Below are 26,355 nucleotides of genomic sequence, written 5' to 3'. Positions count from 1 at the left end.
AAATGACAAAAAAGCTCTTTTATAATGGTTATATATATACAATGGATGAAAAAAATCCTACTGTAAATAATGTGCTTATAGAAAATGATAAGATAATTGATTTCAATACTAAAATCAAAGATGAATACCAGTTAATTGATCTAAACGGACAAACTCTTCTGCCTGGATTTAATGACAGTCATATGCATGTATTAGCCTATGGTATGACACTGGATATGGTTGATTTAAACAGTGTAAATTCAATTGAAGAAATGATTTCAGCTGTACAAAAATTTATTGAAGAAAAAAAACCGAAAGAAAATGAATGGATTTTTGGCAGAGGCTGGAATCAGGAAAATTTTATTGAAAAAAGAATGCCTACAAGATGTGATCTTGATAAAATTTCAACATCAAGACCAATTGTTTTGACCCGAACCTGTGGACATTTATTAACTGCAAATTCGGCTGCTTTAAAAAAAATTGATATAGATTCTGATACATATATTGATGGTGGAAAAATCTATTTGGATGATAATGAAAATCCTAATGGAATTTTTGCAGAAAAAGCAATGGATTTAATTTATGAAAATATGCCACCTCTATCTGTTGAAGATATAAAAAATTATCTAGTTAAAGCCGGAAAAATGCTGAGAAAAAAAGGTATAACTGCTGTTCAAACAGATGATCTTGATAGTGCAAATGTCGATTTTCAGAAAGTACTGCAGGCCTATTATGAGCTGGCCGATGAAAATAAATTACCTATTAAATTTAATCTACAGCTTAGGCTGAAAACCCCTGAAGAAATTAATGAATTTTTAAAAAATAATCTGATAACTTATTATGATGACTACTTAACTCTTGGACCTCTAAAAGTGCTAGCTGATGGCTCTCTGGGAGCAAGAACTGCTGCTTTACGGGAAAGTTATGCTGATGAAGAAAATCAATTTGGAAAACTTGTCTATGGAAAACAGAAATTATATAATTTATCAGAAATAGCTCTAAAAAATGGAATGCAGATTGCCTGTCATGCAATTGGTGATAGAACTGTTGCTCTCTTTATTGATATTATGGAGAGACTTCAAAAAAGATATGGAAGTGGTTTGAGGAATAGAATAATCCACTGTCAGATTACTGATTATGATTTATTGAACAGAATGGCAGAACTTAATCTGCAGGCTGACATTCAGCCGCCTTTTACTGCCACTGACTGGACTATTGTTTCTAAAAGAATTGGTAAGGAAAGAGAAATTGGAACATACGCCTGGAAGACAATGTTTAATCTTGGTATTAATGCTGCAGGTGGTTCTGACTGTCCTGTAGAATCTCCGAATCCAATCTGGGGTATCTCCTGTGCTGTTACTAGACAGGACAGAGATTATAATCCAGCTGGAGGGTGGCAACCATGGGAAAAATTAACTGTCCAGGAAGCTCTTAAACTTTACACAAAAAATGCTGCATATAATTGTTTTATGGATAATCAAATTGGTCAGATTAAAAAGGATTATAAAGCTGATTTTGTTATATTAGATAATAATCCCTTTTTGACTGCAGAAGAAGAAATTAGAAATATAAAGGTTGCCGCTGTATCTATAAATGGAAAAGTTTACTGGAATTAAAATAACTAGTTTATAAAAGATAACAGGAAGGATGTTTAAATATGGATAATTATGGAATTTTGTCACTGATTCCACCAATGCTGGCAATTCTGCTTGCCTGGTGGAGTAAGGAAGTTATATTATCATTATTTCTTGGAGTTTTTGCTGGTGCAGTTATAATTAACATTAATCCAATTACTGCTTTTATGCATACACTTGATAATTATATACTGGCCTCTCTAGCCGACTCATGGAATGCCGGGATTATATTATTTTTACTGGCTATGGGAGGAATGATAGGAATTATTAATAAAGCTGGAGGGATACTGGCGATTGGTGAATATGTTGCCCGAAAAGCTCAGTCAATTAGAAAAACTCAATTTGCCGCCTGGCTTATGGGGGTACTGATATTCTTTGATGATTATGCCAATACATTAATTGTAGGTAACACAATGCGCCCGATTACAGATAGAATGAAAATTTCTCGAGAAAAGCTTGCCTTTCTGGTTGATTTAACGGCAGCAGCTGTTTCGAGTATTGTTCCTATTTCAACCTGGATAGCCTTTGAAGTAGGTTTGATTAAAGATGGATTTGATGCATTAAATATTGAACTAAATGCATATGCAACTTTTGTACAGACAATTCCCTTTAGATTTTACAGCATTTTAGCTCTTGTTTTTGCACTAATCATTATTTTCAGTGGAAAAGATTTTGGACCGATGCTGGCAGCAGAAAAAAGAGCAAGAAAAACTGGTGAAACATTAAGACCCGGTTCAACACCAATGGTATCACAGGAAATGGAAGAAATTGAACAGCCTGAAGGTCAGAGTTTTTCTTTCTCCAATTCATTTTTACCTATTTTGGGTGTTATAGTGATTACAATTATCGGCCTCTGGTACAATGGTGGAGGAATGACTGAAGGTACTTCTATTCAGGATGCTTTTGGGAATGCTGATGCAAGTATTGTTCTTCTCTGGGCAGCAATAAGCGGCAGCTTAATTGCAGGTATTCTGGCATTAAGTAGAAGAATTTTAAATATCTCGGAAATATTAAACGGCTGGATTGATGGGGCAAAATCTATGTTTATTGCCTGTATGATACTAATTCTTGCCTGGTCAATTGGAAGTATAACAGAAGATTTAGGTACAGCTAATTATATTGTAGGAATTCTGGAAGGAAATATAATGCCAGAAATAGTTCCGATGCTTTTATTTATTATTTCTTCATTTATAGCTTTTACTATTGGAAGTTCCTGGGGAACTGTTGCTATAGTAATGCCACTAGCAATTCCACTGGCAAATTCCATAGGTATCCCTATGCTGCCAACAATAGGTGCAGTTTTAACAGCAGGAGTAATGGGAGATCACTGTTCACCTATATCTGATACAACCATAATGTCCTCAACTGCATCTGCGGTAGACCATATGGATCATGTAAAAACACAAATGCCTTATGCGCTTACTGTAGGTTCAGTAGCAGCTTTATTCGGTTTTCTACCTGCTGGATTTGGCATATCAGCATTTTATTTACTTCCGATTGGAACATTGATACTTTATTTAATCGTAAACTTTGCAGGTTCTAAAGCAGAAAATGAAGATGTATCTTCTGAAGTTCAAAATACAAAAACAGCTTAAAAATATATTTTCTTTTAAAAAAAAGACATTTCTTTTTTAAGATGCTTTAAATCTTTTTCTACAAAGCTGCCTTTTTTTAGCAGCCAGCTCTTGCTGGCTGTTTCTTTTTTCTCAACCATTTCTATAATTCTTTTGTGACAGGTCAATAGAATAATCTGATTTTGTTTGGACAATTTTAAAATTTCATCAACAGCCCTTTCTAAATGTTTAATATCAAAATTGACCAGAGAATCATCAATAATAACAGGAAGTGGTGGTTTTATCTTTCTTATTCTACTCAGTCTTACAGACAAAAACAGCTGTTCTTCTGTACCTCTACTCAGCATATCATGACTGTGATATATTTTATCTTCATTATTTACAATATCCAATTTAGCAGACCAGAGATCATCTCCAGGAACTATCTTATTATAATCATTGTTGCTTAGATATTTAAATATTTCTGAAGCATCTTTTAAATATTCATTTTTGATTTTTTTATAAAAATTTTCCTGAAGTTTATCCAATATTAAGCAAACCAGTTTATTTACCGCATATTTTTCAGCAATTTTTTTTAGGTTTTTTCGAGCTTTATCTATTTTCCTCCTGCTTTCATTTAATTTTGCTTGGGAACTTAATTCTTCTAATTTAGTCTCAATATCCTGAACTTTTAATATAATATTTTCTCTTCTTTTTTTAAGATTATTTAATTCAACTTCTGTATCCTGTCTTTCAGTTTCTACCCTTTTTTTAGAATTATATTGAGAAAAACCCCGCAGAATTTTTTCAAATTCACCTTTAGAATCAAACCCATTTTCATCATTATTTTTTGAATATAGACTGTATGTTATCTTCTCATAGATACTGTTTTTTTCTTCTTTTAAAATCAAAAATTTATTATAATCATTAAAAAATTTTTCCAAATCTTCAATCATTGTTCTATCTTCATATTTACTTGCATTAAAAATTTCATTATATATTAATTTAATAGAATGTATAATTTCTTTATTTTCATTTTTTATTTTCTGTAGTTTTGTATTAGATACCAGTATTTTTTCAAGTAAATCAAACTGCTCTGTATGCTTCCTATAAGCTTTAAATTCACTTATTTTATCAAAGCAATATATATCATCACTAAATTTATTAAGATCTCTATATAGGTTATTTACAGCTCTATATTTAGAAATAATATCATCAGTGATGTCTTTAAATTTTCTTGCATTGCTGAGCCAATTTCTCCAGTCATTTTGCAGATCATATAATTCCTCTATAAAATCAGGTAATAAACTGTAATCTAATGTTTCAGGAAAACAGAAAGTTTTACGATAAATATCTAATCTATTTTTTAGAATTTCTAATTTTTTATTTTTAGCATAAATATTTTTTTCTAGACTATCCTTTTCTATTTTGACTAGTTTTATTTTTTCTTCTATTTCTTCGATATCTTTCTTTTTTTCCTTTTTAATCCTATATTCATTATATATAAAATAACTAAAAATAATTGTTCCAGAAAATATTGATAAAATTCCAGCCAAAAAATTTTTACTAAAAAAAGAAAGTAAGACTCCACTTAAAATTAATAGGAATACTATAGAATAAAAAAACCAATTTTTATCTGAAGTATAATTTTTCAATTCTTCAATTTTTTCTTTTAAATCATCTATTTCTCTTTTTCTGCTATATTTTTCCAGATTCAGCCTCTCCAACTCTATTTTTATACTGTCAATTTTTTCAGCATCCTGCCGTGATCTTTTAATTTCTGAATTCACAACCTTATCAATTTTTGTAGAAACAGTTAAATTCTTTTTCAGCAAACTTTCAAATCTAAATATAATTTCTGTTTTCTCATCTTTTAATTCTGATGCAGATTTGTACCAGTTCCTTATTTTTTCCAGATAAAATGATATATTTCTGGCATTATGTATAATTTTATTCTTATAATTTAAAATATTCTGCTGTTCTTCAATATTCAAAGAAGAAACTTTTCTTGATTCCAGTTTAAGCTCTGATATTTTTTTATTATTATTTTTATATTTTTCTTTTAGTTTTTCAAACTCCTTTATTTTATCTTCATCAATCTGTAAATTGTTAAGATGAGAAAATTTTTTGATTTTATTGTTTAATCTAATATATTTTTCAATTGAATCATAGTTTTTTTCCAGCAGATCCAAAAAATCAAGTTTTTTGTTTTTTTGATCAATTTTTAAAGCGGTTTCTTCTTTTTCCTGAAGCAAACTTTTTCTCTCTTTTTTTAACCTGTAATATTTATCAAAATCATTTCTTGCTTTTTCCTGCAGTTCCAATCCTTCATCTATTTGACTGTAATAGGGTTTAAATTCACCTACATTTGTTCTGCCATATTTCCCACCAATATTTTTAGCTTCTTTTAAATATTTTTCTTTAATTTCTGGAATTTTCTTTATCTGATTAAATCCGGCTCCAAGTAAAACAGATTGAAGTTTGGACAGTTCTTTATTTGTATATCCAACCGGAAATGTGCGGAGATAATCCAGAGAAATTCCAAAAATATTTTGATAGGAAAATTCATCCATATTTCCGTAAAGCTGTTTTGCAGTTTCTTTAACTGAAGCTTTACTCTCACAATTATTTTTGATCTGTACTACAGGATAAGAATATCCATTTAACTGTACACTGTAATCCTTGCTATTATCTATTATTTCAGCTTCTACAACATATTTATTAACTGGATTTGGTATATTCATACTTTTACTAAATCCATAACCCAAGTTCATCATAATTTTATAAAGTGTAGTTTTCCCAGATCTATTTTCTCCTGCTATGATATTTAATCCGTTAATAAGTCCTTTGAGCTCTGAAATGCGAAAAACTCCAAAATCTTTTATATATAAATTTTTTATGTACAAATCAATTACCTCCCCCCAAAGAGAGATTTAAGTATTTCAAATTCCGCCTTATTTAAAAGCCTTTCAATTAAATTTTTGTCTATTTCAAAATAATGGGGGTCTGATGAATCATTTAGCTGCCAGATTTCTCCCATTATTTCAGATATTAAAACCATATCTTCTTTATTTAATAAATCATTTTTTACTGCATCAATTTCTCTAAAAATTTCACTTTCTTTAATTTTATTTTCCATTTCATTATCTAAAAAAATATTTTCTGTCAAATTGACAATTTCTTCTGTCAAAAAAAAGCCATCTTTATCATTTAAATTTCTGTTTAATTTTTTTGTTAAATATTCATTAACCCCTTCTTCATCTTCTAATAAAATTTCTGCAGCATCTCCCCTGCCTTTAATAATCCACCTCAGCAGAACAATTTGAATATGCTGCTTTTTATAATTATTTTTAAAAGAATCAGGAATAAATTTCATTTCTGCAAAAGCTGACTTAAATTTACTGACCATTAAATCCATCATTTCGGTAAGATTTTTTATCTTTTTACCAGTAATATCTACATATAGATCCATATAAATAGTATCAGAAAGAGCAAGAAATTGTACATCTGTCAGCTTTTTATTCTCAAATTCAACCAGCAGGGCACCTCCCTGCAGCTGTTCTCCAAAATCTCTTCCCTGTATGTTGCCCGAGAAAAAAACGGCAGGATTTTTATGATTAATGATTTGAGCCTGATGAATATGTCCTAATGCCCAATAATCAACTTTTTTTACGGCAGTTAATTCATTTCTGGAAACAGGTACATATTTGCTGTTTTTACCCTCAAGCTGTGTATGAAGTAAAGCAATATTCAAAAGTTCATTTTGAGGAAAAATATAATTTTCAAAAATTGGATCCCGTTCCTGATGGCCAGAATATGACTGGCCGATTAAATTCACTCTTTCTCTGCCATTTTTTTTGAATTTTTTTAACTCAGGATTTTTGGCAGAAAAAATATTTAAATTTTTCGGCAGCTCTATTAAATCATCAAAATCTGCTCCACTATCGTGATTTCCTGTAATCATATAAATTTCAATATTTTGTTCACTTAATCTCTTACAGCCATCAATGAATATATCAAGAGCTTTTATAGATCTTTGATCACTGTCAAGAATATCGCCAGCCAGCAGCAAAAAATCTACCTCATTTTTACAGCAGCATTCTATTAAATTATTCCAGGCTCTCTGTAGTGCATTATCAGCCATATTACGAATATTTGTGGAATAATTTCCGGAATAATGAAGTGAACTACCAAGATGAATATCCGCAGCATGGATAAATTTTATATTATTTTTCATATTATCTATTTTTCTCCTTCAGCAGATATGAGATAAACTTATCTTCTTCTAATGGAGGACTAAAATAAAATCCCTGAATAAAATCATTATTATATGAATTCAATTTTTTTAATTCAAACTTATTTTCAACACCTTCAGCTATTGTTTTCATTCCCAAAAGATGGGCCATCTTAATTATAAATTCTACTATACTTTCTGCCTCTTTTCCTTTTCTCATATTTTGGATAAAGCTTAAATCAATTTTTAAAAAATCAACTGGAAATTTTTGAAGGTAACTTAAAGAGGAATATCCAGTTCCAAAATCATCTATAGATATAGAAAATTTATTTTCTTTCATTTTTTTCATAATTTCAAATGTATATTGCACATTTTCCATCACACTTGATTCTGTAATTTCAAAGGTGATTAAATCAGAACTAATATTACTATCAGAAACAATTTCAAATATTGATTCCAGATGTGCAGAATCATTGAGCTGTATAGGTGATAAATTAATAGATAAAGGTACAGAATTTATATTATTATTTTCAATTTTATAAAACATTTCTAATACTTTTTTAACAACAAGCAGCCCAACATCTATTATCATCCCTGACTCTTCCAGTACAGGTATAAATTCTGCTGGAGATATAATTCCTTTGTTAGGATCTCTCCACCTCAGCAGTGCTTCAGCAGCAAAAACTTCTTCAGTCTTCCCATTATAGTAAGGCTGATAATACAGCAAAAATTCATCTTTTTCCAGAGCTCTCTTCATCTCTGCTTCCATTTTGCTGTATTTTTTAATATAAATATTATTTTTTTCATCAAAAAAAGCATATCTGTTTTTAGAAATTGTTATAGTAGCAATTTCTGCCTTAGAGATCAGTTCTTCAGCTGTAGTGTCATCTTCAGGATATAATGATATACCAATTTTCACAGAAAGCATTAAATATTCGTTATTAAAAACAATCGGATTTTTAAAAATTTCTATTATTTTTTCAGCCAGTCCATAAATATCATTACTGCTGTCAAAATCATTTACCAGTAAAGCAAATTCATTTCCTTCCAAATATGAAATAAAATAATTTTCATCAATATTTACCAGCAAACTATCTTCTTCAAGATATTCCATAATCCAATCAGCTGCAGCTCTAATAAAGTTTTTCTCATCATCATTTTTTCGATAAATATCATTAAAATATTTTACATCACTTATACTTATAACAAATACAGCTTTGACTTTTTCCTCTTCAAATTCAATTAATTTTTCTAATTTTGTCTTAAAAGCTCTTTTGTTTGGCAGGCCGGATGAAATATCATAATTAGAGATATATATTAATTTTTTTCTTAATTTTTCATTTTTAGTTATATCTTTTCCCACTGATATAAAATTTAATAGTTCACCATCATCTGACTGAATGGGAGTAATTGTCTGTTCAGAATAGAAAAGTTCTCCGTTCCTTTTTTTATTTATTAAAATATCATTAAAAACATTACCTGATTTGATAGTTTCCCACATATTTTTATAAAAAGATTTTTTGTGTTTTCCTGATTTAAAAATAGATGGATTTTTACCTATAATTTCTTCTTTTTTATATCCTGTCACATCTTCTACTGTAGTGTTAGCATATTCAATATTTCCATCTGGATCTGTTATAACAACCCAATTATCAGTTTCATTTATAGCTTTGATTAGATTTGAAATCTTATTTTCTTTATCTATTTCCTGACTGATATTTTCGCCTATTGAGATTATTTCTTTTATATTTTCTTCTTCTTTGATTACAAAATTTTTCCACCTGCATATAATAAAATTTCCCTTTTTATCTACAGCTTCAGATTTTATTTCATTTGAAACTTTACTGTATAATTTATCCTGAATTTTTTTCCATTTATCACGGTCTTTGTCAACTATTAAAGTTGTTAGAAAATCTCTACCTATAATTTCTTCCTTTTTCCAGCCAAAAAGTTCTTCAGCAGCTCTATTCCAATCAATGATTTTCCCTTCTCTGTTCCAGGAAATAATGGCAGATTGTAAATGAAAACAAATCAAGTCCAATTTTTTTTTATTATACTCATTTTTATCAATTTTATTCTGATCTCTTCTTGATATCAATATTATCACCCTATAAATATAATTATTAAAACTGCCGCTGAAGCGGCAGTTTATCGTAACTTTATCTTAACTTTATTCTAATTTAATATAATATCCTCAAGTTTCCTCTTTGGAACATGATGAAGATCATTATTATCACGCCAGTATTTAATATCATCATCCTCGCATTTTTCCAGAACCACTTCTTCAGCTGGATAACCAAGAGCAACTACATATAAAATATCATACCTTTCATCAAGCTCAATTTTAGTTCGAATTCCTTTTTTATCAATTGCTCCCAAAATGCACCCATTGAATCCTTTTTCTACTGCTCTCAATAAAATTGTCTGCATTGCTATTCCAGGATCAGCCCAGTAATTTGTGGAAATTTCCCTGTCTCCCACAACTACAATATATGCAGCTGGTCTTTCACCTTCTTCAGGTCCATCCCAGTCTTTTAAATATCCTGCCCAGTTTGTATATGGAAAAATTTTATCATTACCTTCACTCTCAAAAATTAAATATTTTAAGGGCTGCAGATTGGATGCCGAGGGTGTTATTCGTGCAAAATCAATAAGTTCTTCAAGAGTTTTTCTGCCAATTTTCTTCTTTTCCTGAAATCGTCTTACACTTCTGTTTTTTAATACCAGATCTTTTAACACATTATCTCCCCTTTTTATAATAATAAAATTTGTATAAAGATCAGCCGAACAGCTTTAATTATTAATTTCTACAAATGCTGTCTAATTCCTTCAAATTACTGCTAAAAATAAATCTAATTACTCTTCAATTAAATTTACAATATTACAAGCTCCCAAAATTACAAGCTTCCAAAATTAATCTGCCTTTTTTATTTCCTCTGTCATAATTCATTTTTTATGTCCTCCAATTGTACTGTGAATTCGATTATAATTTTCTTTTAACACAGTATACAGGCTGTATTAAAAATGAGGTACTTCAAAAGAATCCCAATCTCTAAGGGATGCTTCAATACTGGCATAAAATGATTTTATATCTCATTTACCTTTCCAAAAATAATTCATCTTTTCACTTATCATTTTTTCATCTTTTTTTTCAGGCCAGAGTTCTATTCTTCTTCCAGCCCTCATTGCAGCGGCAGTATTATAAAAAAGCTGTTTATTCCTAAATAAATCAGCAAAACTTTCTTTTATTTCAGCTCTTTTGTTCATTTTATCATAAGGACAATTACTTTCTAAAATATTTATATCCAGTTTTTTGATCTCCCTAATTATTGTATCTTCACGCAGAAAAATCAGTGGACGAATTATATAAACATTATTCTGGCTTAAATAGCGAAAAGGCTGCAGTGAAGATATCTGCCCTGAATAAATAATACTCATCAAAAAAGTTTCCACAGCATCATCATAATGATGACCAAAAGCCAGTTTATTACAATTGTTTTCTTTCATATAGCTGACAAGTGCTCCTTTTCGAAAATGTGCACATTTTGAACATGGATTATCTACATCTTCATTTAAAATATATTGAGCAATTTCAGTTTCAATAATCTCATACTGTATATTTAATTCATCTGCAAAAAAAGATAAATCATCATAAATTTCTTTATCATTAAAGCCAGGGTTAACAGTTGCTGCTTTCAAATTAAATTGAACAGAAAAATATTTTTTTAATACTGCCAGAGCATAAAGCAAAAAACTGCTGTCTTTACCACCGGAAAGTCCAACCAAAACATTATCTCCTTCTTCAATCATTTCAAATTCAGCCATTGCTTTAACAATTCGATGATTTATCCACCTTTCCAACCTCAACTCCATATTAAAAACTCCCTTTTAAATTCATCAGTCAGCTTTTCAGCCAGTCTAATAGTTCTTTAGAACGATTTTCTGCAATTTTATAAGCCGAATTATAAAGTTCTTTTAATTTTTCTTTATCTTTACTAAATCTATCTATAGCCAAATTTTGCGGTCTAAAAACAAAAAAATCTCCTTTTTTTTCTTTCTTTCTGATATAATCTATAGTTCGGTTATAAACTTTATAGCGATTTTTAAGTTGATCAACCAGTTGTGGATAATCTTTAAGAAAAAAATTCAATAAAAAACCCGCTTTTAAAGGTTTTTTCCTGTAATTATTTTCTCGTGTTAAAACGATCAGATTTTTTTTATATCCATCAGCCTCAGCCCTATTAACCGGTATAGGTGCTGTAATTCCACCATCAAAATATACTCTCCCTCCCATTTTAACAGGAGTAGAAATTAAAGGCAGACTGCTTGTAGCTTTAAAAATCTTGTCTATTTTTTTCTGGCTGCCGCAATTTTTAGGTTGTAAAAAAACAGCTTTTCCTGCTGTACAGTCTGTAACACCAACAACCAGTTTGCTGTTTGATTTTAAAAAGTTTTCATAATCAAAAGGAAGTATTTTATGTGGAAGCTCATGAAACAAAAAATCCATACCAAAATAATTGCCTTCTTTAATAAGATTTTTTATACCCATATACCTCTCATCTTCCACTAAATCAACAAATATTTTTTTGTTTCTATCAACCTGTCTGGAAACATAATTAGCTCCATTATTTGCCCCAGCTGAAACTCCAACAACATATTCAAATATAAGATTCTTTTCCAGCAAAAATTTTATAATACCTGCTGTAAAAGCACCTCTCATTCCTCCACCTTCCAGCACAAGTGCACAGTCTTCAATATACAAAAAAACTCACCTCATAAATTTCTTTATTTTATATCTTTACCAAACGGCATTAAAGATAAATAAGCCAATTTTAAACTCTGTTTGGCAAAGGGAATGCCGATAATTGTAACAGCAAATATTAAAGCAGATATTAGATTTGCCACAGCAAGTTCCCAGCCAAAAAATATTATCCAGATTATATTGGCAATAAATCCAATAGTGGAACTTTCTTTTTCTACCACTTTTTTTCCAAAAGGAGCAAGCTGCATTTTAGCAAGTTTAAAACACTGTTTACCCACCGGAATTCCAATTATTGTTGCATACCATAATATCCCAAAAAACCACCAGCCTACAGCTTCTATAAATCCCCCAAAAATAAACCAGATAATATTTCCTAATAAACTCATATTATTTCCTCCTTCGTTAAATTCCGTTACGTCAAATAACATTGTATTTGTTTTATTTACGACAATAAACGCTGACAAATAATAAACTATTACAAAAAGTAGGTACAGTTTTATTTTAACTAAAATTTATATTTAATAATAAAAGCAATTAAGAAAGAAATAATATAGCTGTAATTTATTATAATAAAGTTTTTAATAGACAGTATAAAAGTTTCTTTTTTGTCCTGTTTTTGCAAAAAATAATTTATATTTTTTACTACTGCAGGAATAGTTACAAAAGTTAAAAGAGAATAAAAAGGAACTATCTTAAAAACAGCTGTAATCAGTATAAATAAATAACATAAATAATAAAAAATTTTAAATAATTTTAGAGATTTATCTCTGCCAATATATATTGGCAGAGTATATCTATTGTTTTCTAAATCATCTTCTATATCACAAATATTATTGGCAAGCATAATATTAGCAATACCTGCAGTAAGAGGGAATGTTGCTAAAAATATTTTTAATATCTCTATCCAATTGAATTGAACAGTAAAAAATACTCCTTCTGTAAAAATATTGATTAAACTCATATTATGTATATAAATAGTCAGCATTGGAATTAAAAAACCCATTAAAAACCCAGAAAAAATTTCACCAGCAGGTGTTCTCGAAATTGGAATCGGGCCACAAGTATATAAAATACCTATTAAAAAAGATATCACACCCAAAAGCAGAACAACAATATCAGTATTTAAAAACAGCAAAACGCCAAAAGCTGAAGCAGCAGTCAGTAGTGATCCAATAACAATTTTAACATTTTTTACCGATAAATTATATTTTACAACTGCATTATGTGATTCATAATTATATCCTTTTTTCTGCTGTGCTTTTTTGTAATCCTGATAATTATTAATCGCTGTTGTAGCCATATCTATAGAAAGAAGAGATAAAAACATAAGCAAAAAATTATGTAAATTAAAGCTCCTGTAAAAATAAAAAGCATATATGTTTCCCAGTATAAAGGGAGTAATACTGGCAATTTTGGTTCTTATCTCTACCAGTTTTAAAAAACTGGTTAATGTCATTTGTTAACTCCTCCTGTATGGTATAAAACATATTTTATCCTAAAATTTTGGAATGGCAAATCCTGCATTATGAATACTGCAGACCTGAAGTACTCACAGTTATAATTTTAATTTTTTCCATCTTGATCACTCCGAACAGCAGCCATTTTATTTTTTAATTTTTCTGCTACAAATTCAGGCACCAGATCACTTATATCTCCACCAAAATAAGCGGCTTCTCTGATTACTGTTGAACTTAAAAAAGCATATTTAGAATCTGTCATCAAAAAAATAGTTTCTATTTCTTTATTGAGATATTTATTCATTGATGACATCTGAAATTCACCTTCAAAATCTGAAACAGCTCTGAGCCCTCTCAATATTGCTTCACCACCAACTGATTTAACATATTCTGTTGTAAGACCCGAAAAGGAATCCACACTAACATTTTTAATATGTTTAGTAGATTCTTTAAGCAAATTAACTCTTTCCTCCATGGTAAACACCGGATCTTTATTGGGATTTAAAAAAACAGAAATTATAACCTCATCAAAAATATTCGCTGCCCTTTCAACTATATCTAAATGCCCATAAGTTACTGGATCAAAACTGCCTGGATATACTATTTTATTTATCATAACAACCTCCCTCTATAAACTCAACTTATAAATATATATTTGAGAACCACCGTATTTACGTTCGCGAATCATCTGAAATTTTTTGCCTAAATCTATTTTTTCATCAGAAGCAGTTTCTATAACTATTAATCCCCTGGAGTTTAAAATCCTATTTTCTAATATAATATTTATAGTTTTTTTAACATAACCTTTCTTATAAGGTGGATCCATAAAAATAATATCATACTGAGTTGAAGTTTTCTGCAGAAAATTATAAACATCTTCACAGTATATTTCTCCAAAATTTATGAGATTGGTTTTATTTAAATTTCTTTTTATAATAGAAGCGAATTTTCTATTTTTTTCTACAAAATCAACTTTTTTTGCTCCCCGGCTCAGTGCTTCAATTCCAATACCACCAAAACCGGCATAAAGATCCAAAAAAACAGAATCCAGGATAGACTGGCCCAGCATATTAAAAAGAGCCTCTTTTACTCTATCTAAAGTTGGTCTTACCTGCCTGCTTTTTATAGATTTCAATTTAATACCACCTGCTGAACCTGCTATGATTCTCATAGGTAATAACCCCCAGCTATATCTTTAATTTTATATTTTCTATTTTTTCTTTGAGAAGAGGATATTTTTCTTCCCATCTAATGTCTTTTACCATTTTCAAAGCTTCTTCTCTAGCTTTTTTTAGAATATGTTTATCTTCAATAAGGTTGGCAGCTTTCAAATCATCAATACCATGCTGCCTAGTGCCAAAAAATTCACCTGGTCCCCTCATTTTTAAATCTTCTTCTGCAATTAAAAAACCATCACTGCTGTGGGTCATTATCTCCAGCCTTCTTTCCGCATCTTCTCCAGGAGGATCAGATATCAAAATACAAAATGACTGTGTTTTCCCTCTTCCAACCCTTCCCCGCAGCTGATGCAGCTGTGCCAACCCAAATCGTTCAGCATTTTCTATAACCATTATTGTAGCATTAGAAACATCAACCCCTACTTCAATAACAGTTGTTGCAACAAGTATATCTATTTTCCCATCTCTAAAAGCATCCATAATATCTTTCTTTTCTTCAGCATTTATCTGGCTGTGAATTAAAGCAATTTCAAAATATTTAAAAATACTATCACCCAAAATTTCATAAAGTTCTTCAGCAGAAACAAGCTCCGGCATTTCTTCTGAAGGTTCAATGAGGGGACATACTATATATGCCTGTCTGCCTTCTTTTACTTTGTCTCGAACAAAACTATAAATTTTTGGTCTTCTATTTTTTCTCCTCCAGAAAGTAGCAATTGTTTTTCTACCTGGAGGCATCTCATCTATTATTGAAAGATCCAGATCACCATAAATCAGCATTGCCATAGACCGCGGAATCGGAGTAGCAGTCATTATTAAAAGGTCAGGTCTATCTCCTTTTTCTTTTAATTTATGCCTCTGTTCAACTCCAAAGCGGTGCTGTTCATCTATAACTATTAAACCGATTTTATGATAGTTTATGCTTTCCTGAAAAAGGGCATGGGTACCTATTATTAAATCGATTTCTCCATTTGCTACTGCTTTTTCTAGTGAATCTCTTTTTGAAGATTTTAAACTTCCCACAATAATTTCAATATTATAGTTAAAATCAGCAAATAGTTCTTTGAATTTTAAATAGTGCTGTTCAGCCAAAATTTCTGTTGGAGCCATAAATACACCCTGATAACCATTTGCAATTGTTTCTAATAATGCAAGTGCAGCAATAATTGTTTTACCGGAACCGACATCCCCCTGCAGCAGACGTAACATAGGCTGTTTTCTTTCTAAATCATTTCTTATCTCCTGCCAAACTCTTTTTTGTGCATCTGTAAGATCAAATTTCAGACTATTGATAAAACTATCCATTTTTTCTTTTTTGTAATCATGTTTTATTCCATCTTCAATATTATATTTCTTTTTTTCATTTAAAAAATAAAGCTGAAAAAGAAATAACTCTTCAAAAGCAAGCCTCATATGGGCAGAAATATAATCTTTTTTATTTTTTGGAAAATGTACTGCAGACAGTGATTTTTTTAAAGTAGGAAAATGGTATTTTTTTAAAATATAATCAGGCAGCAGTTCTTTAAGATTATCATTTAAATCAATTAAAGCATTGGATATTATTCTTCTTAGCTTTCGCTGACTAATTCCTTCAGTCAGTGAATATATAGGTACAATTCTGCCCGTATTTAAAATAGGATAATCTACATCCAGTTTTTCGTAAACAGGATTATTAATATCTTTACTTTTATATTTTCTCCAATTCTTTTCACTTATTTTACCTGTTAATAAATAAAATTCCCCCTTTTTAAAATTACTCTGAAGATAATTCTGATTAAACCATATACCATTTACAGCATCAGTATCATCAGAAAAAGTTACTTTTAAAATATCAAAACCTTTTCTGATTTTTTTTAACTCAACCTTAAGCACTCTACCTTTTAGATTTACTTGCTGACCTGGACTGGCATATCTCATTTCAGTAATCTGGCGGCGATCTTCATATTCTCGGGGGAAATAATACAGCAGATCTTTAACTGTTTTGATATTTAATTTTTCAAGAAATTCAGCCCATTTTGGACCAACACCTTTTACATACTGTACTTCTTTTTCTAACTGAATGTTCATTAGTCTAGTAATTCTCCTTTTAACACAACTACACCATAAACAAGTGGTCCAGCATGACAGCCTAACACTGCCCCTATTTTATTAGAAAAAATATTATAATCAAGATTTTCTTTTTCCAACAAACTAGCCTGCAAAAAATTTTTAAATTGATTATAATTATCTGTTTTACGCCCATATACAAAAGAAATATTTACCTGAGAACTATCTGCAATATAATCATTTGTCAGTTCTGTTAATCTTCTATTTGTTCTTTTATAGCCCCTCACCTTTTCTTTAGGCTCCACTTCTCCAGTTAAACCTGATATTTCAAGAACAGGATTGAAGTTCAATATATTTCCAATTAATGACTGAGCTTTACCTATTCTTCCACCTTTTTCTAAATAAGTCAGTTCATTTACTGTAAAAAAAATAGTCAGTTTTTCTCTGGCACTCTCAATTTTTTTGATAATTTCGTTAAATTTAAGACCTTTATTTATTAATTTTGCTGCCATAATAACCAGAAAGCCAAGTCCGGCTGTGGTTGATTTAGAGTCTAAAACCGCAACATCTATTTTTTCGATCTCTGATGAAGCTAATTTGGCAGATTTATAAGTTCCACTTAATGCTGCTGAAAGATGTATTGATATAATTTGATCATAATTTTCAGCCAGCTTTTCATATTTTTCCAAAAACATTCCCACAGACGGTTGAGAAGTAGTTGGAAGTTTTTGAGATTTTTCCATCATGGAAAAAAAATCATCAGTTTTTAAGTCTATTTTATCCTGATAAACTTTTTCCCCAAAATGTACACTTAATGGTACAACCTCTACTTTATATTTATTAAGAATCTTTTCAGATAAATCACATGTGCTGTCTGTTACCAAAGCTATCATAATAAAAACACTCCTTATTCCATTGAAATTATATATGGGTAGAGAGGTTGCCCCCCTGAATATATTTCTATTTCATCAAAATCAAAGTTATCTGTAATTAATTTTTTAATATCTTCTGCATCCTGATTTTCTATATCCTGTCCATAATAAATGGTTATAAGTTCTTCATCTTCAATAGTTTTTTTTATTAATTCTAATATCACATCATTATAATTATTTCCACTGTTTATTATCTTACCATCAGAAATACCTATAATATCATTTTCATTAATTTTCATTCCATTAATTTTGGAATCCTTAACTGCTTTTGTGATTTCCAGAGTTTTTACATACTGTATTTCATTTTCCATCTTTTGTTTCAATTGATTGATATCTATATTGTCATCATCATAAACCATCAGTGCAGATACAGCCTGTGGAATTGTTCGTGTTTCTACTACCACAATATTTTTTTGACTTACCTCTGCTGCCTGATTAGCAGCAGAAATGATGTTTTTATTATTGGGTAGAATTATTATATTATCTGAATCAATCTGCTCCAAAGCCTGTATAAAATCGTTTGTAGATGGATTCATAGACTGCCCACCTTCAATAATATAATCAACACCAAGTTCTTTTAAAATATTTTTTATACCTTCTCCATTACCCACTGATATAATGCCATAATTTTTTTTCATCTTTAATTGTTCCTTCGGAACATTAGTATTTACAGATTCTTCAGCTAAAAAACCTTCATCATCTCTGACATGATCCGGATGGTTCGGAAGAGCAGCAGCTATTTTTTCCGCCTGCATTTTTTCATGCTGTTTTTCCATATTATCAATTTTTATATCAAATATACCACCCTGTTTTAGACCATATTCAAGTACAACACCAGGGTGGTTTGTATGGATATGAACTTTTATAATACCTTCACTGCCTACTACCATTATTGAGTCACCATAACTCTGAAGATCTCTGCGCATCTTTTCTATTCTTCTATTCAATTCACTTTCACTATCTCCATTTCCAATCAACATCTGTGTACAGTAAATAAATTTAATATCTTTCTTTTTTTTAGCTTTATCAGTTCTTTTACTTATTTTATTTTCTCCAGTAATTTTAATTTTTTTATCTTTTAATCCTTTTAAAAGACCTTCAAGCATAGTTAGATATCCCTGTCCTCCAGCATCCACCACTTCTGCTTCTTTTAATGTCTGCAGTAGATCTGGTGTTCTATTTAATGATTTACCTGCTTCTTTTATAATAACAGGTAAAAACCGCATAAAATCAGTGTATTTCTCAGAAGCGATCATAGCTGCCTCTGAAGTTTCTCTAGATACAGTTAATATAGTTCCCTCAACCGGTTTTAAAACACCGTGATATGCCACTTCAGAAGCCTTTTTTAACCCCTCTGCGAAATCACTAGTTCTTATTGTTTTTTTGTTTTTTAAAGATAAAGCAAAACCCCTTATTAACTGTGAAAGAATTACCCCCGAATTACCTCTAGCTCCCATAAGAGCACCTTTAGATAATGCAGAAGCTAACTCTCCCACATTACTGCTTTCCAGCTTCTCAATAGAGCTTACAGCTTCTTTAAAAGTTAAATACATATTTGTGCCTGTATCTCCATCAGGAACCGGGAAAACATTCAGTGAATCAATAAATGACTGCTGCTCTTTTAACCAATATAAAGAAGAGAACATAATTTGCTTAAATTTCACACCATCTATAATTTTAATTTCTTTTTGTATGCTCTCATTATGTGGCATCGCCAACCCTCACTCCCCTTACATTTACATCTATTGTATTAATTTCAATTCCTACTTTTTTTTCGAGGGTGTAACGAACTCTTTCAATAACATTATGTGCAACTTCGTGTATATTAGTACCGTATTCAACAATAATGTTGAGTTCTAAATGTACATCTTCATCCTCAATATTTACAGCAACACCTTTGCTTATATTGTCCCATCCAAGTAAATCTGCCAGTCCATCCTGTACTCCTCTAGATGACATTCCAACAAGCCCATAACATTCCATTACAGCAAGACCTGCTGTTTTTGCTATTACCTCTTCATCAATTATTATTTTACCAAGTTTATTTTCAATTTCTTTTTCCATAAGTTAACACCTCTTTTCATACATAATTATTCTACAATATTATAGTCACCGTTGCAACTTTTAGCCAAAATTCAAATATTCTGTTAGTTATTAATTACTTCAACATCCCATTTCACTTTCCTGCTCATACATTATAAAAGAAGTTTATAAATTATTTTAAATTAATCAAAAATAAATATAAGGAAATTCATTTCAGCACTAAAATTTGCCAACCAGCAGCAATGTATGTTAAAATAAAAGCTGACATAAATTTTTTATATTTTCAAGGAGGTGTTTTCTATGTCCAGAGTCTGTGAAATTTGTGGTAAGGGTGGTAATAAAGCCAATAGCATACAGAGACGTGGTAAAGCTAAGAAAAAAGGTGGTGTTGGTAAAAACATCACGAGTGTTTCCAAAAGAACTCAGCGCCCAAACCTAAAGAAGGTTAAAGCAATAGTTGACGGTTCACCAAAAAGAATTAAAGTATGTACTCAGTGCCTCAAGTCAGGTAAGGTGGAAAGAGCATACTAAATAATTGATATTTACAAAAAGGGAGTTGGCTTGGACTAGTTAACTTCCTTTTCTCAATATATAGATTAATATTCCTATACCAACTTCTACTTTCGCTTCTTTCTCAATAATTTCATTGCTTATCCCCCGGGTTCTGCTTCTAATAAAGCACTGATTTTCAACATTATATTTACAACCGGAAATATAAACTGCATCCACTGAATCAGTCTGAGGAATTAAAGATAACTCATCACCTGAATTATCTTTGAAAATTTTTTTATCTGTTATTATACCTATTTCAAGATTTTCTTCAATAATTCTGCCCTCTATATTAAAATCAGCTATATATTCTAAAAGATTAATATTTCCCAATTCCTGATCAATTCTGCCGCCAAGAGCAGCAAAAATTAAGATTTCTTTAATACCATTTTCTCGACAATAATCTACAGCCAGTTCACTATCTGTTTTATCTTTTTCAACAGGAAATTTAACTACTTTAACTCTGTCATTATCTCTAAAATTATTAAATACCTGTTCTGAAATAGAATCAAGATCTCCAATAATTACATCTGGAACTATACCGGCCTCATATAATATATCTGCTCCACCATCTACAGCAATAATCAATTTATTTTCACAGCTTTCAACAATTGTTAGAATTTTTTTCTGAGAAAAATTAAATATCCCATTTAAAAAAACAAATGCTTTTTGTTTATACATCTGCAGCTATTTCCCTCATTTCTTCTATTGCAGCAGCAGGATTTTCCTTACCAAAAATTGAAGATCCAGAAACTATAATATCCGCTCCTGCACAAATTATTTCAGATAAATTATCTGTATTAATTCCGCCATCAACTTCAATTTTGACATTATAATTATTTTCATCAATTATCTTTCTCAGTTTTTTAATTTTTTTAGTTATCTGTGGTATATAAGTCTGACCCCCAAAACCGGGATTTACAGACATGATTAAAACAAGATCCAGATCAGGTAAAATATACTCTATCTCATCCAAAGGTGTTGCTGGATTAAGAGAACATCCCGCTTTTATATTATAGTCTTTAATCATCTGTATAACTCTATGCACATGCTGAGTAGACTCTGCATGCACTGTTAAAATATCACTACCTGCTCTAACAAATTGATAAATATATTTTTCAGGATTAATTATCATAAGATGGGTATCAAAACTTAAGTTAGTATGTTTTTTAATATCAGCTATTAATTTTGGACCAAAAGTAATATTAGGAACATAAACACCATCCATTACATCAAGATGAAGATAGTCCGCTTTTTGCACTTTTTTTATTTCCTGCTGCAGGATGCTGAAATCTGCAGATAACAACGAAGGTGAAAATTGTGTTCTCATCAGTATTCATTCTCCTTCTCCCTTAATTCTTTATAAATTTGATAGTAACTTTCATATCTTCTTCTGGAAATTTCTCCTTCTTTTACTTTATCCTGTACAGTACAGTTTGGTTCATGTGTATGGGTACATCTATTGAATTTACAGCTTCTGCTGTATTGAGCTATTTCCGGAAAATACCAGAATAGGTCATCTGCTTCAATATTTAAATCTATATTTTCCATGGAAGAAAAACCAGGAGTATCAGCAATCCAACCACGTTCTGAAATAGGAAGCAGTTCTACCATACGAGTAGTATGAACACCTTTTTTCAGTTTTTTACTTACTCCTGCAGTAGGTAAATCTGCCTCTTCAATAACTTTATTTAAAAAAGAAGATTTTCCTACTCCAGATGGACCTGTTAAAACACTTATTTTATCATTAAAGATATCCATAAAACTATCAATATTAATATTTTTTTTAACACTTATAAAATATATTTTATAACCAGCTTTTTTGTAATCTTTAAACTCTTTTTTGTAGTCTAAATCAGTACAGTCAATCTTATTTATTACAATAATTGGCTCAAAACCTGAACTTTCAATAAGCAGCAGAAATCTATCTAAAAGTGATTGTTTAAATTTTGGATTATTTATTGACTGCATTATTAAAACCTGATCAACATTAGCTACTTTTGGTCTTATAAGAAGGTTTTTGCGGGCATATACTTTTTCCAGAGTTAATTTTTCTTCATTTATTTCAACAATATCTCCTGGATATATTTTTTCTCTGATTTTACCTCTAATTCTTGTCTGATATATTTTTTCCTTTTCATCAGCAACAAAGAAAAATCCTCCAATAGATTTAATTAATATACCTTTCATCTAAAAATATCAACCTCCTATTTTTTTAGTCCTTATCAGCCTATTGTCAAAATATATTTTAATTTCAGTTGGGCCGACACTTGTAATATTCCGCATTATACTTTCACCAGGTTGATGGACTGCATTATATACTACATCTTTACCACTATTATCCTTAACTACAATCTTTACTTCTGTTGCTTTTATATTATTAACATTAACTTTGATACTGCTGCTGTATATTTCTGCATTTTCTGGATTGAGGAGTCCTCTGCTGATAACTAAATCAACTGGTGTACCTTCTGGAAGCATATCACCAGGATTATAACTCTGAGATATTATCTGCCCATCAGAAAAACGGGTTGAATTCTCCAGCTTTATTTTCCCAACATTAAGCCCCAATTCCCTGAGCCTTTGAAAAGCTTTTGTTCGATCCATACCAGTTAAATCAGGCATGCTGACTGACATATCTCTTTCTCCTCTGCTGACAAATAGTGTTATAAGTTCATCACTTTTTATTTCTGCACCAGCTGCTGGAATTTGTTCTATAACTCTACCAGCTTTTATTGAGAGTCTAAATACATATTCTATTTCATATTTATTCAGTGATAAATTTTCTAATTCTACTAAAGCTTCTCTCAGTTCCATACCACTCAGATCAGGTAATTTTATTAATTCAGGTCCTTTGCTAATTGTTATATTAATTTTTCGAGTCTGTCTAACTCGTTCTCCTGGAGCTGGAAATTGTGAAATAATATGGTTTTCTGGAACTTCCTCACTAAAAACTTTTTCTTTGTTTTCCTCAAACTTTAATCCAACCTGCCCCAATTCTTTTTCAGCTTCTTCAAAACTCAATCCAACAATATCTGGAACTTCAACTACTGGTACATTTGTGTAAGAATTAAAGAAAAAATAACCTCCAAATACAGCTGCAGAGAAAAATAGAATTATCACTAATATCCAGACTGATGTTCTCTTTAAAAAAAATTTTTCATTTTTTCCTTCTTTATTTTTAAAAAGGCTTTTCTTAACATTATTTTTATCAACTTTTTTTATTCCAGAATCATCATTTGATTCATTATATTTTTTATCATTGTTTTTTCTAAAAAAAATATCTGTTTTTTTCAAAATTTTAGTTTCACCTGGATCGGATTTTTTATTAATGATATTTATATGGTTTTGACTGTTTTTTAAATTTTTAAGAGCCAAAGTTATCGCTTCTCTCATCTGAGAAGCACTCTGAAATCTATCAGATGGATTTTTTTCCATTGCTTTCATAATTAGATTATCCACATCCACAGGAATATCTTTGTTTATTTGAGCAGGCCTTACTGCTTCCTGCTGAAGATGTTTTAATGCAACGGAAATAGGACTTTCTCCATGAAATGGCAGCTCACCTGTAGTCATTTCATAGAGAACAATTCCAAGTGAATATAAATCAGAATATGCCTTTATATCTCCTCCTTTTGCCTGTTCAGGAGAAAAATAATGGGCACTTCCTACAATAGTATCTGTTACTTTCATTGTTGCTGAATTAACAGCTCTGGCAATACCAAAATCTGTTACTTTAACTTCCATATCATCAGTTAAAATAATGTTATGTGGTTTAATATCACAATGAATAATATTATTTTTATGAGCAGCATCTAAAGCTGACGCAATCTGTTTTCCTATTTCAAGTGCTTCTACTAAAGAAAGGTGCCCTCTTTCTTTTATTAAATCTTTTAAATTTTTACCTTTTATTATTTCCATAACTAAAAATATATAATCATCATCAATACCAATATCATATATACTTACAACATTTGGATGAGACAACCTGGCAACCGCTCGTGCTTCCTGCCTAAATTTTTCTTTAAAATCATTATCAGAATAATGTTCCGGACGTAGCATTTTTATAGCTACTTTTCTGTCAAGAAGGGTATCATGGGCAGAATAAACTATAGCCATACCGCCTTTTCCAATTTCTTCTATAATTTTATATCGTTCATTAATAATTTTCCCCTGCATAAATTCACCTCAATCATATATTAAAACAGGAATTTAAGAATTTAAAATTAAAATAAATGTAATATTATCACTGCCTCCATTTTTTAAAGCAGTATTTAATAAATTTTCTGCCAGCAGATCTAAATCTCTGTTAAATACATTAATTAAATCCTCTATTTCTTCTTCTCTTATAAGATCACTTAAACCATCAGTACATAAAAGAATAATATCCCCTGTAGAGATATCCTCTTTGCCAGCATCTATTTCCAGCTCTTTTTCCAGACCCAGCGCCTGAGTCAAAATATGTTTTTGCGGATGATTAAAAGCTTCTTTTTTTTCTAACTTTCCATTTCTTATCAAATCAGCTACTAAAGAATGTTCTTTATTAACCTGTTTTAGCTTTCCTTTACGAAAAATATAAATGCGGCTGTCACCTACATGAGCATAATAAAGCCTTCCTTCTCTGATAAGAGCTGCAGAATAGGTAGTACCCATACCAAGATATTCAGAGTTTCTCTGGCTTTCTTCAATAATTTGTTCATTTACATTATTTATCAGCTTTTTTAAATTCACCAGTATATTATTATTTTTTTTAGGTAAATTGAAATCGCTGCTTTTTTCGACAGCTATTTTACTTGCCACTTCACCAGCAGCATGGCCTCCCATTCCATCAGCTACCAGAAAAAAAGAGCTTTCTTTATCAACAAAATAATTATCTTCATTACTTTTTCTTACCTTCCCTTTGTGCGTAACAGCTTTAAACCGCATTTAATTTCCTCCTAACTGTGTTTTCTTTTGAGCTGGCCACAGGCAGCTTCTATCTCACTACCCATTTCTTTTCTAACAGTAACCTGCAGACCTCTATTGACGAGAATTTCATAAAATTTATCAAGCACTTTTTGGACAGGTTTTTTTATATTTAAAGCTGGAACAGGATTGGCAGGAATTAGATTAATATGGCAGTTAATTCCTCTCAACAAATCAGCAAGCTGAATAGCTAATTCTGGACTATCATTAACTCCATCCATTAAAACATATTCAAAAGTTACCCGTCTGCCTGTTTTTTCTATATAATAATTAACTGCTGACAAAAGCTGGGTTATGCTGTATTTTCTATTGACAGGCATTAATTTGTTTCTCAGTCTATCATTGGGTGCATGAAGAGAAACAGCCAGTCCAATTTGATTATTTTTTTCGGCCAGTTCTTTTATTTCAGGTACAAGCCCAGCAGTAGATATCGTCATTTTCCTCATACCAATATTTAATCCATCATTTTCATTAATAATCTCAGCTGATTTTAATACATTCTTTAGATTTGCCAGTGGTTCTCCCATCCCCATATAAACAATATTACTAATACGAGGACTTCCAAATGTTTCTTTACTTATATCCTGCTGTATTTTTAAAACCTGATCTATTATCTCTCCTGTATTGAGATCTCTCTGCAGACCATCTATTCCTGTGGCACAAAAAGAGCATCCAAGAGCACATCCAACCTGAGAAGAAATACATATACTGTGACGTCCTGATTCTTCAAAGGGAATATAAACACTCTCAATATTTTCTCCATCTTTTAACTTCCACAGATATTTAATTGTACCATCTGCAGCTTTCTTTTTTTCCAGTAGTTCAATATCTGTTATTTTAAAATCAGTCTGCAGATCTTTCCTCATTTTTTTTGGTATATTTGTCATTAGATCATAATCCGAAATACCGTTTCTATAAATCCAATTAAAAACTTGCTCACCTCTATAATTTGGATAGCCCAAATTATTAATAGATTCCATTAATTCATTTCTTGTTAAACTTTTTAAATCCTTCATAATAAAA

At 30.5% G+C, this 26,355-nt stretch carries 23 protein-coding genes; 3 read left to right on the top strand and 20 right to left on the bottom strand.

The features are described 5' to 3' along the window. Window positions 1-2: 2 nt before the first annotated feature. Window positions 3-1,595, top strand: coding sequence for an amidohydrolase (locus tag DER71_RS00190; RefSeq protein WP_114456878.1), 1,593 nt, complete (start codon window positions 3-5; stop codon window positions 1,593-1,595). Window positions 1,596-1,636: 41 nt separating this feature from the next. Then, a complete protein-coding gene (locus DER71_RS00185) occupies window positions 1,637-3,208 on the top strand; it encodes a Na+/H+ antiporter NhaC family protein (protein ID WP_114456877.1) in 1,572 nt (523 codons plus the stop codon). A 14-nt stretch (window positions 3,209-3,222) separates the two neighbouring features. Here DER71_RS00185 and DER71_RS00180 read toward each other — a convergent pair whose 3' ends face one another. The 14 genes from DER71_RS00180 to DER71_RS00115 all read right to left on the bottom strand — a co-directional run bounded on the left by DER71_RS00180 (window position 3,223) and on the right by DER71_RS00115 (window position 19,839). Then, a complete protein-coding gene (locus DER71_RS00180; RefSeq protein WP_158531773.1) occupies window positions 3,223-6,072 on the bottom strand; it encodes an ATP-binding protein in 2,850 nt (949 codons plus the stop codon). Between the two features lie 5 nt (window positions 6,073-6,077). Beyond that, entirely contained in the window at window positions 6,078-7,403 is a 1,326-nt protein-coding gene (locus DER71_RS00175) for a DNA repair exonuclease (RefSeq protein WP_114456875.1), read from the bottom strand. 1 nt (window position 7,404) lies between these two features. After that, the gene (locus DER71_RS00170) at window positions 7,405-9,498 is read right to left on the bottom strand and encodes a bifunctional diguanylate cyclase/phosphodiesterase (protein WP_114456874.1); all 2,094 of its coding nucleotides are present in this window, start codon (window positions 9,496-9,498) and stop codon (window positions 7,405-7,407) included. 77 nt (window positions 9,499-9,575) lie between these two features. Next, window positions 9,576-10,139: a nitroreductase family protein gene (locus tag DER71_RS00165; RefSeq protein WP_114456873.1), complete on the bottom strand. Its 564-nt coding sequence runs from the start codon at window positions 10,137-10,139 to the stop codon at window positions 9,576-9,578. A gap of 354 nt (window positions 10,140-10,493) precedes the next feature. Then, window positions 10,494-11,273, bottom strand: a complete 780-nt coding sequence (locus DER71_RS00160) for a tRNA 2-thiocytidine biosynthesis TtcA family protein (protein WP_114456872.1) — start codon at window positions 11,271-11,273, stop codon at window positions 10,494-10,496. A gap of 28 nt (window positions 11,274-11,301) precedes the next feature. Next, window positions 11,302-12,162 (bottom strand): patatin family protein, encoded by an 861-nt coding sequence (locus DER71_RS00155; protein WP_114456871.1) that lies wholly within the window; start codon window positions 12,160-12,162, stop codon window positions 11,302-11,304. Between the two features lie 23 nt (window positions 12,163-12,185). Continuing rightward, on the bottom strand, window positions 12,186-12,548 hold the full coding sequence (locus tag DER71_RS00150) for a YccF domain-containing protein (RefSeq protein WP_114474175.1): 363 nt from the start codon (window positions 12,546-12,548) through the stop codon (window positions 12,186-12,188). Between the two features lie 119 nt (window positions 12,549-12,667). Next, on the bottom strand, window positions 12,668-13,618 hold the full coding sequence (locus DER71_RS00145) for a 1,4-dihydroxy-2-naphthoate polyprenyltransferase (protein ID WP_114456870.1): 951 nt from the start codon (window positions 13,616-13,618) through the stop codon (window positions 12,668-12,670). 107 nt (window positions 13,619-13,725) lie between these two features. Continuing rightward, on the bottom strand, window positions 13,726-14,235 hold the full coding sequence (gene coaD, locus DER71_RS00140) for a pantetheine-phosphate adenylyltransferase (protein WP_199505513.1): 510 nt from the start codon (window positions 14,233-14,235) through the stop codon (window positions 13,726-13,728). Window positions 14,236-14,247: 12 nt separating this feature from the next. After that, entirely contained in the window at window positions 14,248-14,790 is a 543-nt protein-coding gene (gene rsmD, locus DER71_RS00135; protein WP_114474174.1) for a 16S rRNA (guanine(966)-N(2))-methyltransferase RsmD, read from the bottom strand. 16 nt (window positions 14,791-14,806) lie between these two features. Further along, window positions 14,807-16,864 (bottom strand): ATP-dependent DNA helicase RecG, encoded by a 2,058-nt coding sequence (gene recG, locus DER71_RS00130; RefSeq protein WP_114456868.1) that lies wholly within the window; start codon window positions 16,862-16,864, stop codon window positions 14,807-14,809. Beyond that, entirely contained in the window at window positions 16,864-17,736 is an 873-nt protein-coding gene (locus DER71_RS00125; RefSeq protein WP_114456867.1) for a DegV family protein, read from the bottom strand. Before DER71_RS00125 ends, recG begins: the two co-directional genes overlap by 1 nt. A gap of 14 nt (window positions 17,737-17,750) precedes the next feature. Then, window positions 17,751-19,487: a DAK2 domain-containing protein gene (locus tag DER71_RS00120; RefSeq protein WP_114456866.1), complete on the bottom strand. Its 1,737-nt coding sequence runs from the start codon at window positions 19,485-19,487 to the stop codon at window positions 17,751-17,753. Further along, window positions 19,477-19,839 carry an Asp23/Gls24 family envelope stress response protein gene (locus DER71_RS00115; protein WP_114456865.1) on the bottom strand — a complete coding sequence of 121 codons (363 nt, stop codon included), beginning with the start codon at window positions 19,837-19,839 and terminating at the stop codon, window positions 19,477-19,479. The genes DER71_RS00120 and DER71_RS00115 overlap by 11 nt, the downstream gene beginning before the upstream one ends. 279 nt (window positions 19,840-20,118) lie before the next feature. On the opposite strand from DER71_RS00115, the gene rpmB reads away from it, so the two are divergent. Continuing rightward, on the top strand, window positions 20,119-20,349 hold the full coding sequence (rpmB, locus tag DER71_RS00110) for a 50S ribosomal protein L28 (RefSeq protein WP_114456864.1): 231 nt from the start codon (window positions 20,119-20,121) through the stop codon (window positions 20,347-20,349). 39 nt (window positions 20,350-20,388) lie between these two features. Here rpmB and DER71_RS00105 read toward each other — a convergent pair whose 3' ends face one another. The 6 genes from DER71_RS00105 to rlmN are packed head-to-tail and all read right to left on the bottom strand — an operon-like array spanning window position 20,389 to window position 26,348. After that, window positions 20,389-21,048: a thiamine diphosphokinase gene (locus tag DER71_RS00105; protein WP_114456863.1), complete on the bottom strand. Its 660-nt coding sequence runs from the start codon at window positions 21,046-21,048 to the stop codon at window positions 20,389-20,391. Then, window positions 21,041-21,697, bottom strand: a complete 657-nt coding sequence (gene rpe, locus DER71_RS00100; protein WP_114456862.1) for a ribulose-phosphate 3-epimerase — start codon at window positions 21,695-21,697, stop codon at window positions 21,041-21,043. Before rpe ends, DER71_RS00105 begins: the two co-directional genes overlap by 8 nt. Then, complete coding sequence (gene rsgA / locus DER71_RS00095) at window positions 21,697-22,557, bottom strand: ribosome small subunit-dependent GTPase A (protein ID WP_114456861.1); 861 nt, start codon at window positions 22,555-22,557, stop codon at window positions 21,697-21,699. Before rsgA ends, rpe begins: the two co-directional genes overlap by 1 nt. Before the next feature lie 9 nt (window positions 22,558-22,566). Beyond that, window positions 22,567-24,546, bottom strand: a complete 1,980-nt coding sequence (gene pknB, locus DER71_RS00090; protein WP_114456860.1) for a Stk1 family PASTA domain-containing Ser/Thr kinase — start codon at window positions 24,544-24,546, stop codon at window positions 22,567-22,569. A 33-nt stretch (window positions 24,547-24,579) separates the two neighbouring features. Then, window positions 24,580-25,293 (bottom strand): Stp1/IreP family PP2C-type Ser/Thr phosphatase, encoded by a 714-nt coding sequence (locus DER71_RS00085; protein ID WP_114456859.1) that lies wholly within the window; start codon window positions 25,291-25,293, stop codon window positions 24,580-24,582. 11 nt (window positions 25,294-25,304) lie between these two features. Continuing rightward, the gene (gene rlmN / locus DER71_RS00080) at window positions 25,305-26,348 is read right to left on the bottom strand and encodes a 23S rRNA (adenine(2503)-C(2))-methyltransferase RlmN (protein WP_114456858.1); all 1,044 of its coding nucleotides are present in this window, start codon (window positions 26,346-26,348) and stop codon (window positions 25,305-25,307) included. Window positions 26,349-26,355 lie beyond the last annotated feature (7 nt).

It is taken from the genome of Halanaerobium sp. DL-01, assembly GCF_003338615.1.
Taxonomy (GTDB): domain Bacteria; phylum Bacillota; class Halanaerobiia; order Halanaerobiales; family Halanaerobiaceae; genus QPJE01.
This window is presented reverse-complemented; position numbering and strand designations above follow the sequence as displayed.

Excerpts from the sequence above, each read along its gene's own strand:
- DER71_RS00190 (WP_114456878.1), top strand. The coding sequence starts at position 3 with ATGACAAAAAAGCTCTTTTATAATGGTTATATATATACAATGGATGAA.
- pknB (WP_114456860.1), bottom strand. The coding sequence starts at position 24,546 with ATGCAGGGGAAAATTATTAATGAACGATATAAAATTATAGAAGAAATT.
- DER71_RS00185 (WP_114456877.1), top strand. The coding sequence starts at position 1,637 with ATGGATAATTATGGAATTTTGTCACTGATTCCACCAATGCTGGCAATT.
- rpmB (WP_114456864.1), top strand. The coding sequence starts at position 20,119 with ATGTCCAGAGTCTGTGAAATTTGTGGTAAGGGTGGTAATAAAGCCAAT.
- DER71_RS00160 (WP_114456872.1), bottom strand. The coding sequence starts at position 11,273 with ATGGAGTTGAGGTTGGAAAGGTGGATAAATCATCGAATTGTTAAAGCA.
- recG (WP_114456868.1), bottom strand. The coding sequence starts at position 16,864 with ATGAACATTCAGTTAGAAAAAGAAGTACAGTATGTAAAAGGTGTTGGT.
- DER71_RS00105 (WP_114456863.1), bottom strand. The coding sequence starts at position 21,048 with ATGTATAAACAAAAAGCATTTGTTTTTTTAAATGGGATATTTAATTTT.
- DER71_RS00145 (WP_114456870.1), bottom strand. The coding sequence starts at position 13,618 with ATGACATTAACCAGTTTTTTAAAACTGGTAGAGATAAGAACCAAAATT.
- rlmN (WP_114456858.1), bottom strand. The coding sequence starts at position 26,348 with ATGAAGGATTTAAAAAGTTTAACAAGAAATGAATTAATGGAATCTATT.
- DER71_RS00150 (WP_114474175.1), bottom strand. The coding sequence starts at position 12,548 with ATGAGTTTATTAGGAAATATTATCTGGTTTATTTTTGGGGGATTTATA.
- rpe (WP_114456862.1), bottom strand. The coding sequence starts at position 21,697 with ATGAGAACACAATTTTCACCTTCGTTGTTATCTGCAGATTTCAGCATC.
- rsmD (WP_114474174.1), bottom strand. The coding sequence starts at position 14,790 with ATGAGAATCATAGCAGGTTCAGCAGGTGGTATTAAATTGAAATCTATA.
- coaD (WP_199505513.1), bottom strand. The coding sequence starts at position 14,235 with ATGATAAATAAAATAGTATATCCAGGCAGTTTTGATCCAGTAACTTAT.
- DER71_RS00120 (WP_114456866.1), bottom strand. The coding sequence starts at position 19,487 with ATGCCACATAATGAGAGCATACAAAAAGAAATTAAAATTATAGATGGT.
- DER71_RS00125 (WP_114456867.1), bottom strand. The coding sequence starts at position 17,736 with ATGATAGCTTTGGTAACAGACAGCACATGTGATTTATCTGAAAAGATT.
- rsgA (WP_114456861.1), bottom strand. The coding sequence starts at position 22,557 with ATGAAAGGTATATTAATTAAATCTATTGGAGGATTTTTCTTTGTTGCT.
- DER71_RS00085 (WP_114456859.1), bottom strand. The coding sequence starts at position 25,293 with ATGCGGTTTAAAGCTGTTACGCACAAAGGGAAGGTAAGAAAAAGTAAT.
- DER71_RS00175 (WP_114456875.1), bottom strand. The coding sequence starts at position 7,403 with ATGAAAAATAATATAAAATTTATCCATGCTGCGGATATTCATCTTGGT.
- DER71_RS00115 (WP_114456865.1), bottom strand. The coding sequence starts at position 19,839 with ATGGAAAAAGAAATTGAAAATAAACTTGGTAAAATAATAATTGATGAA.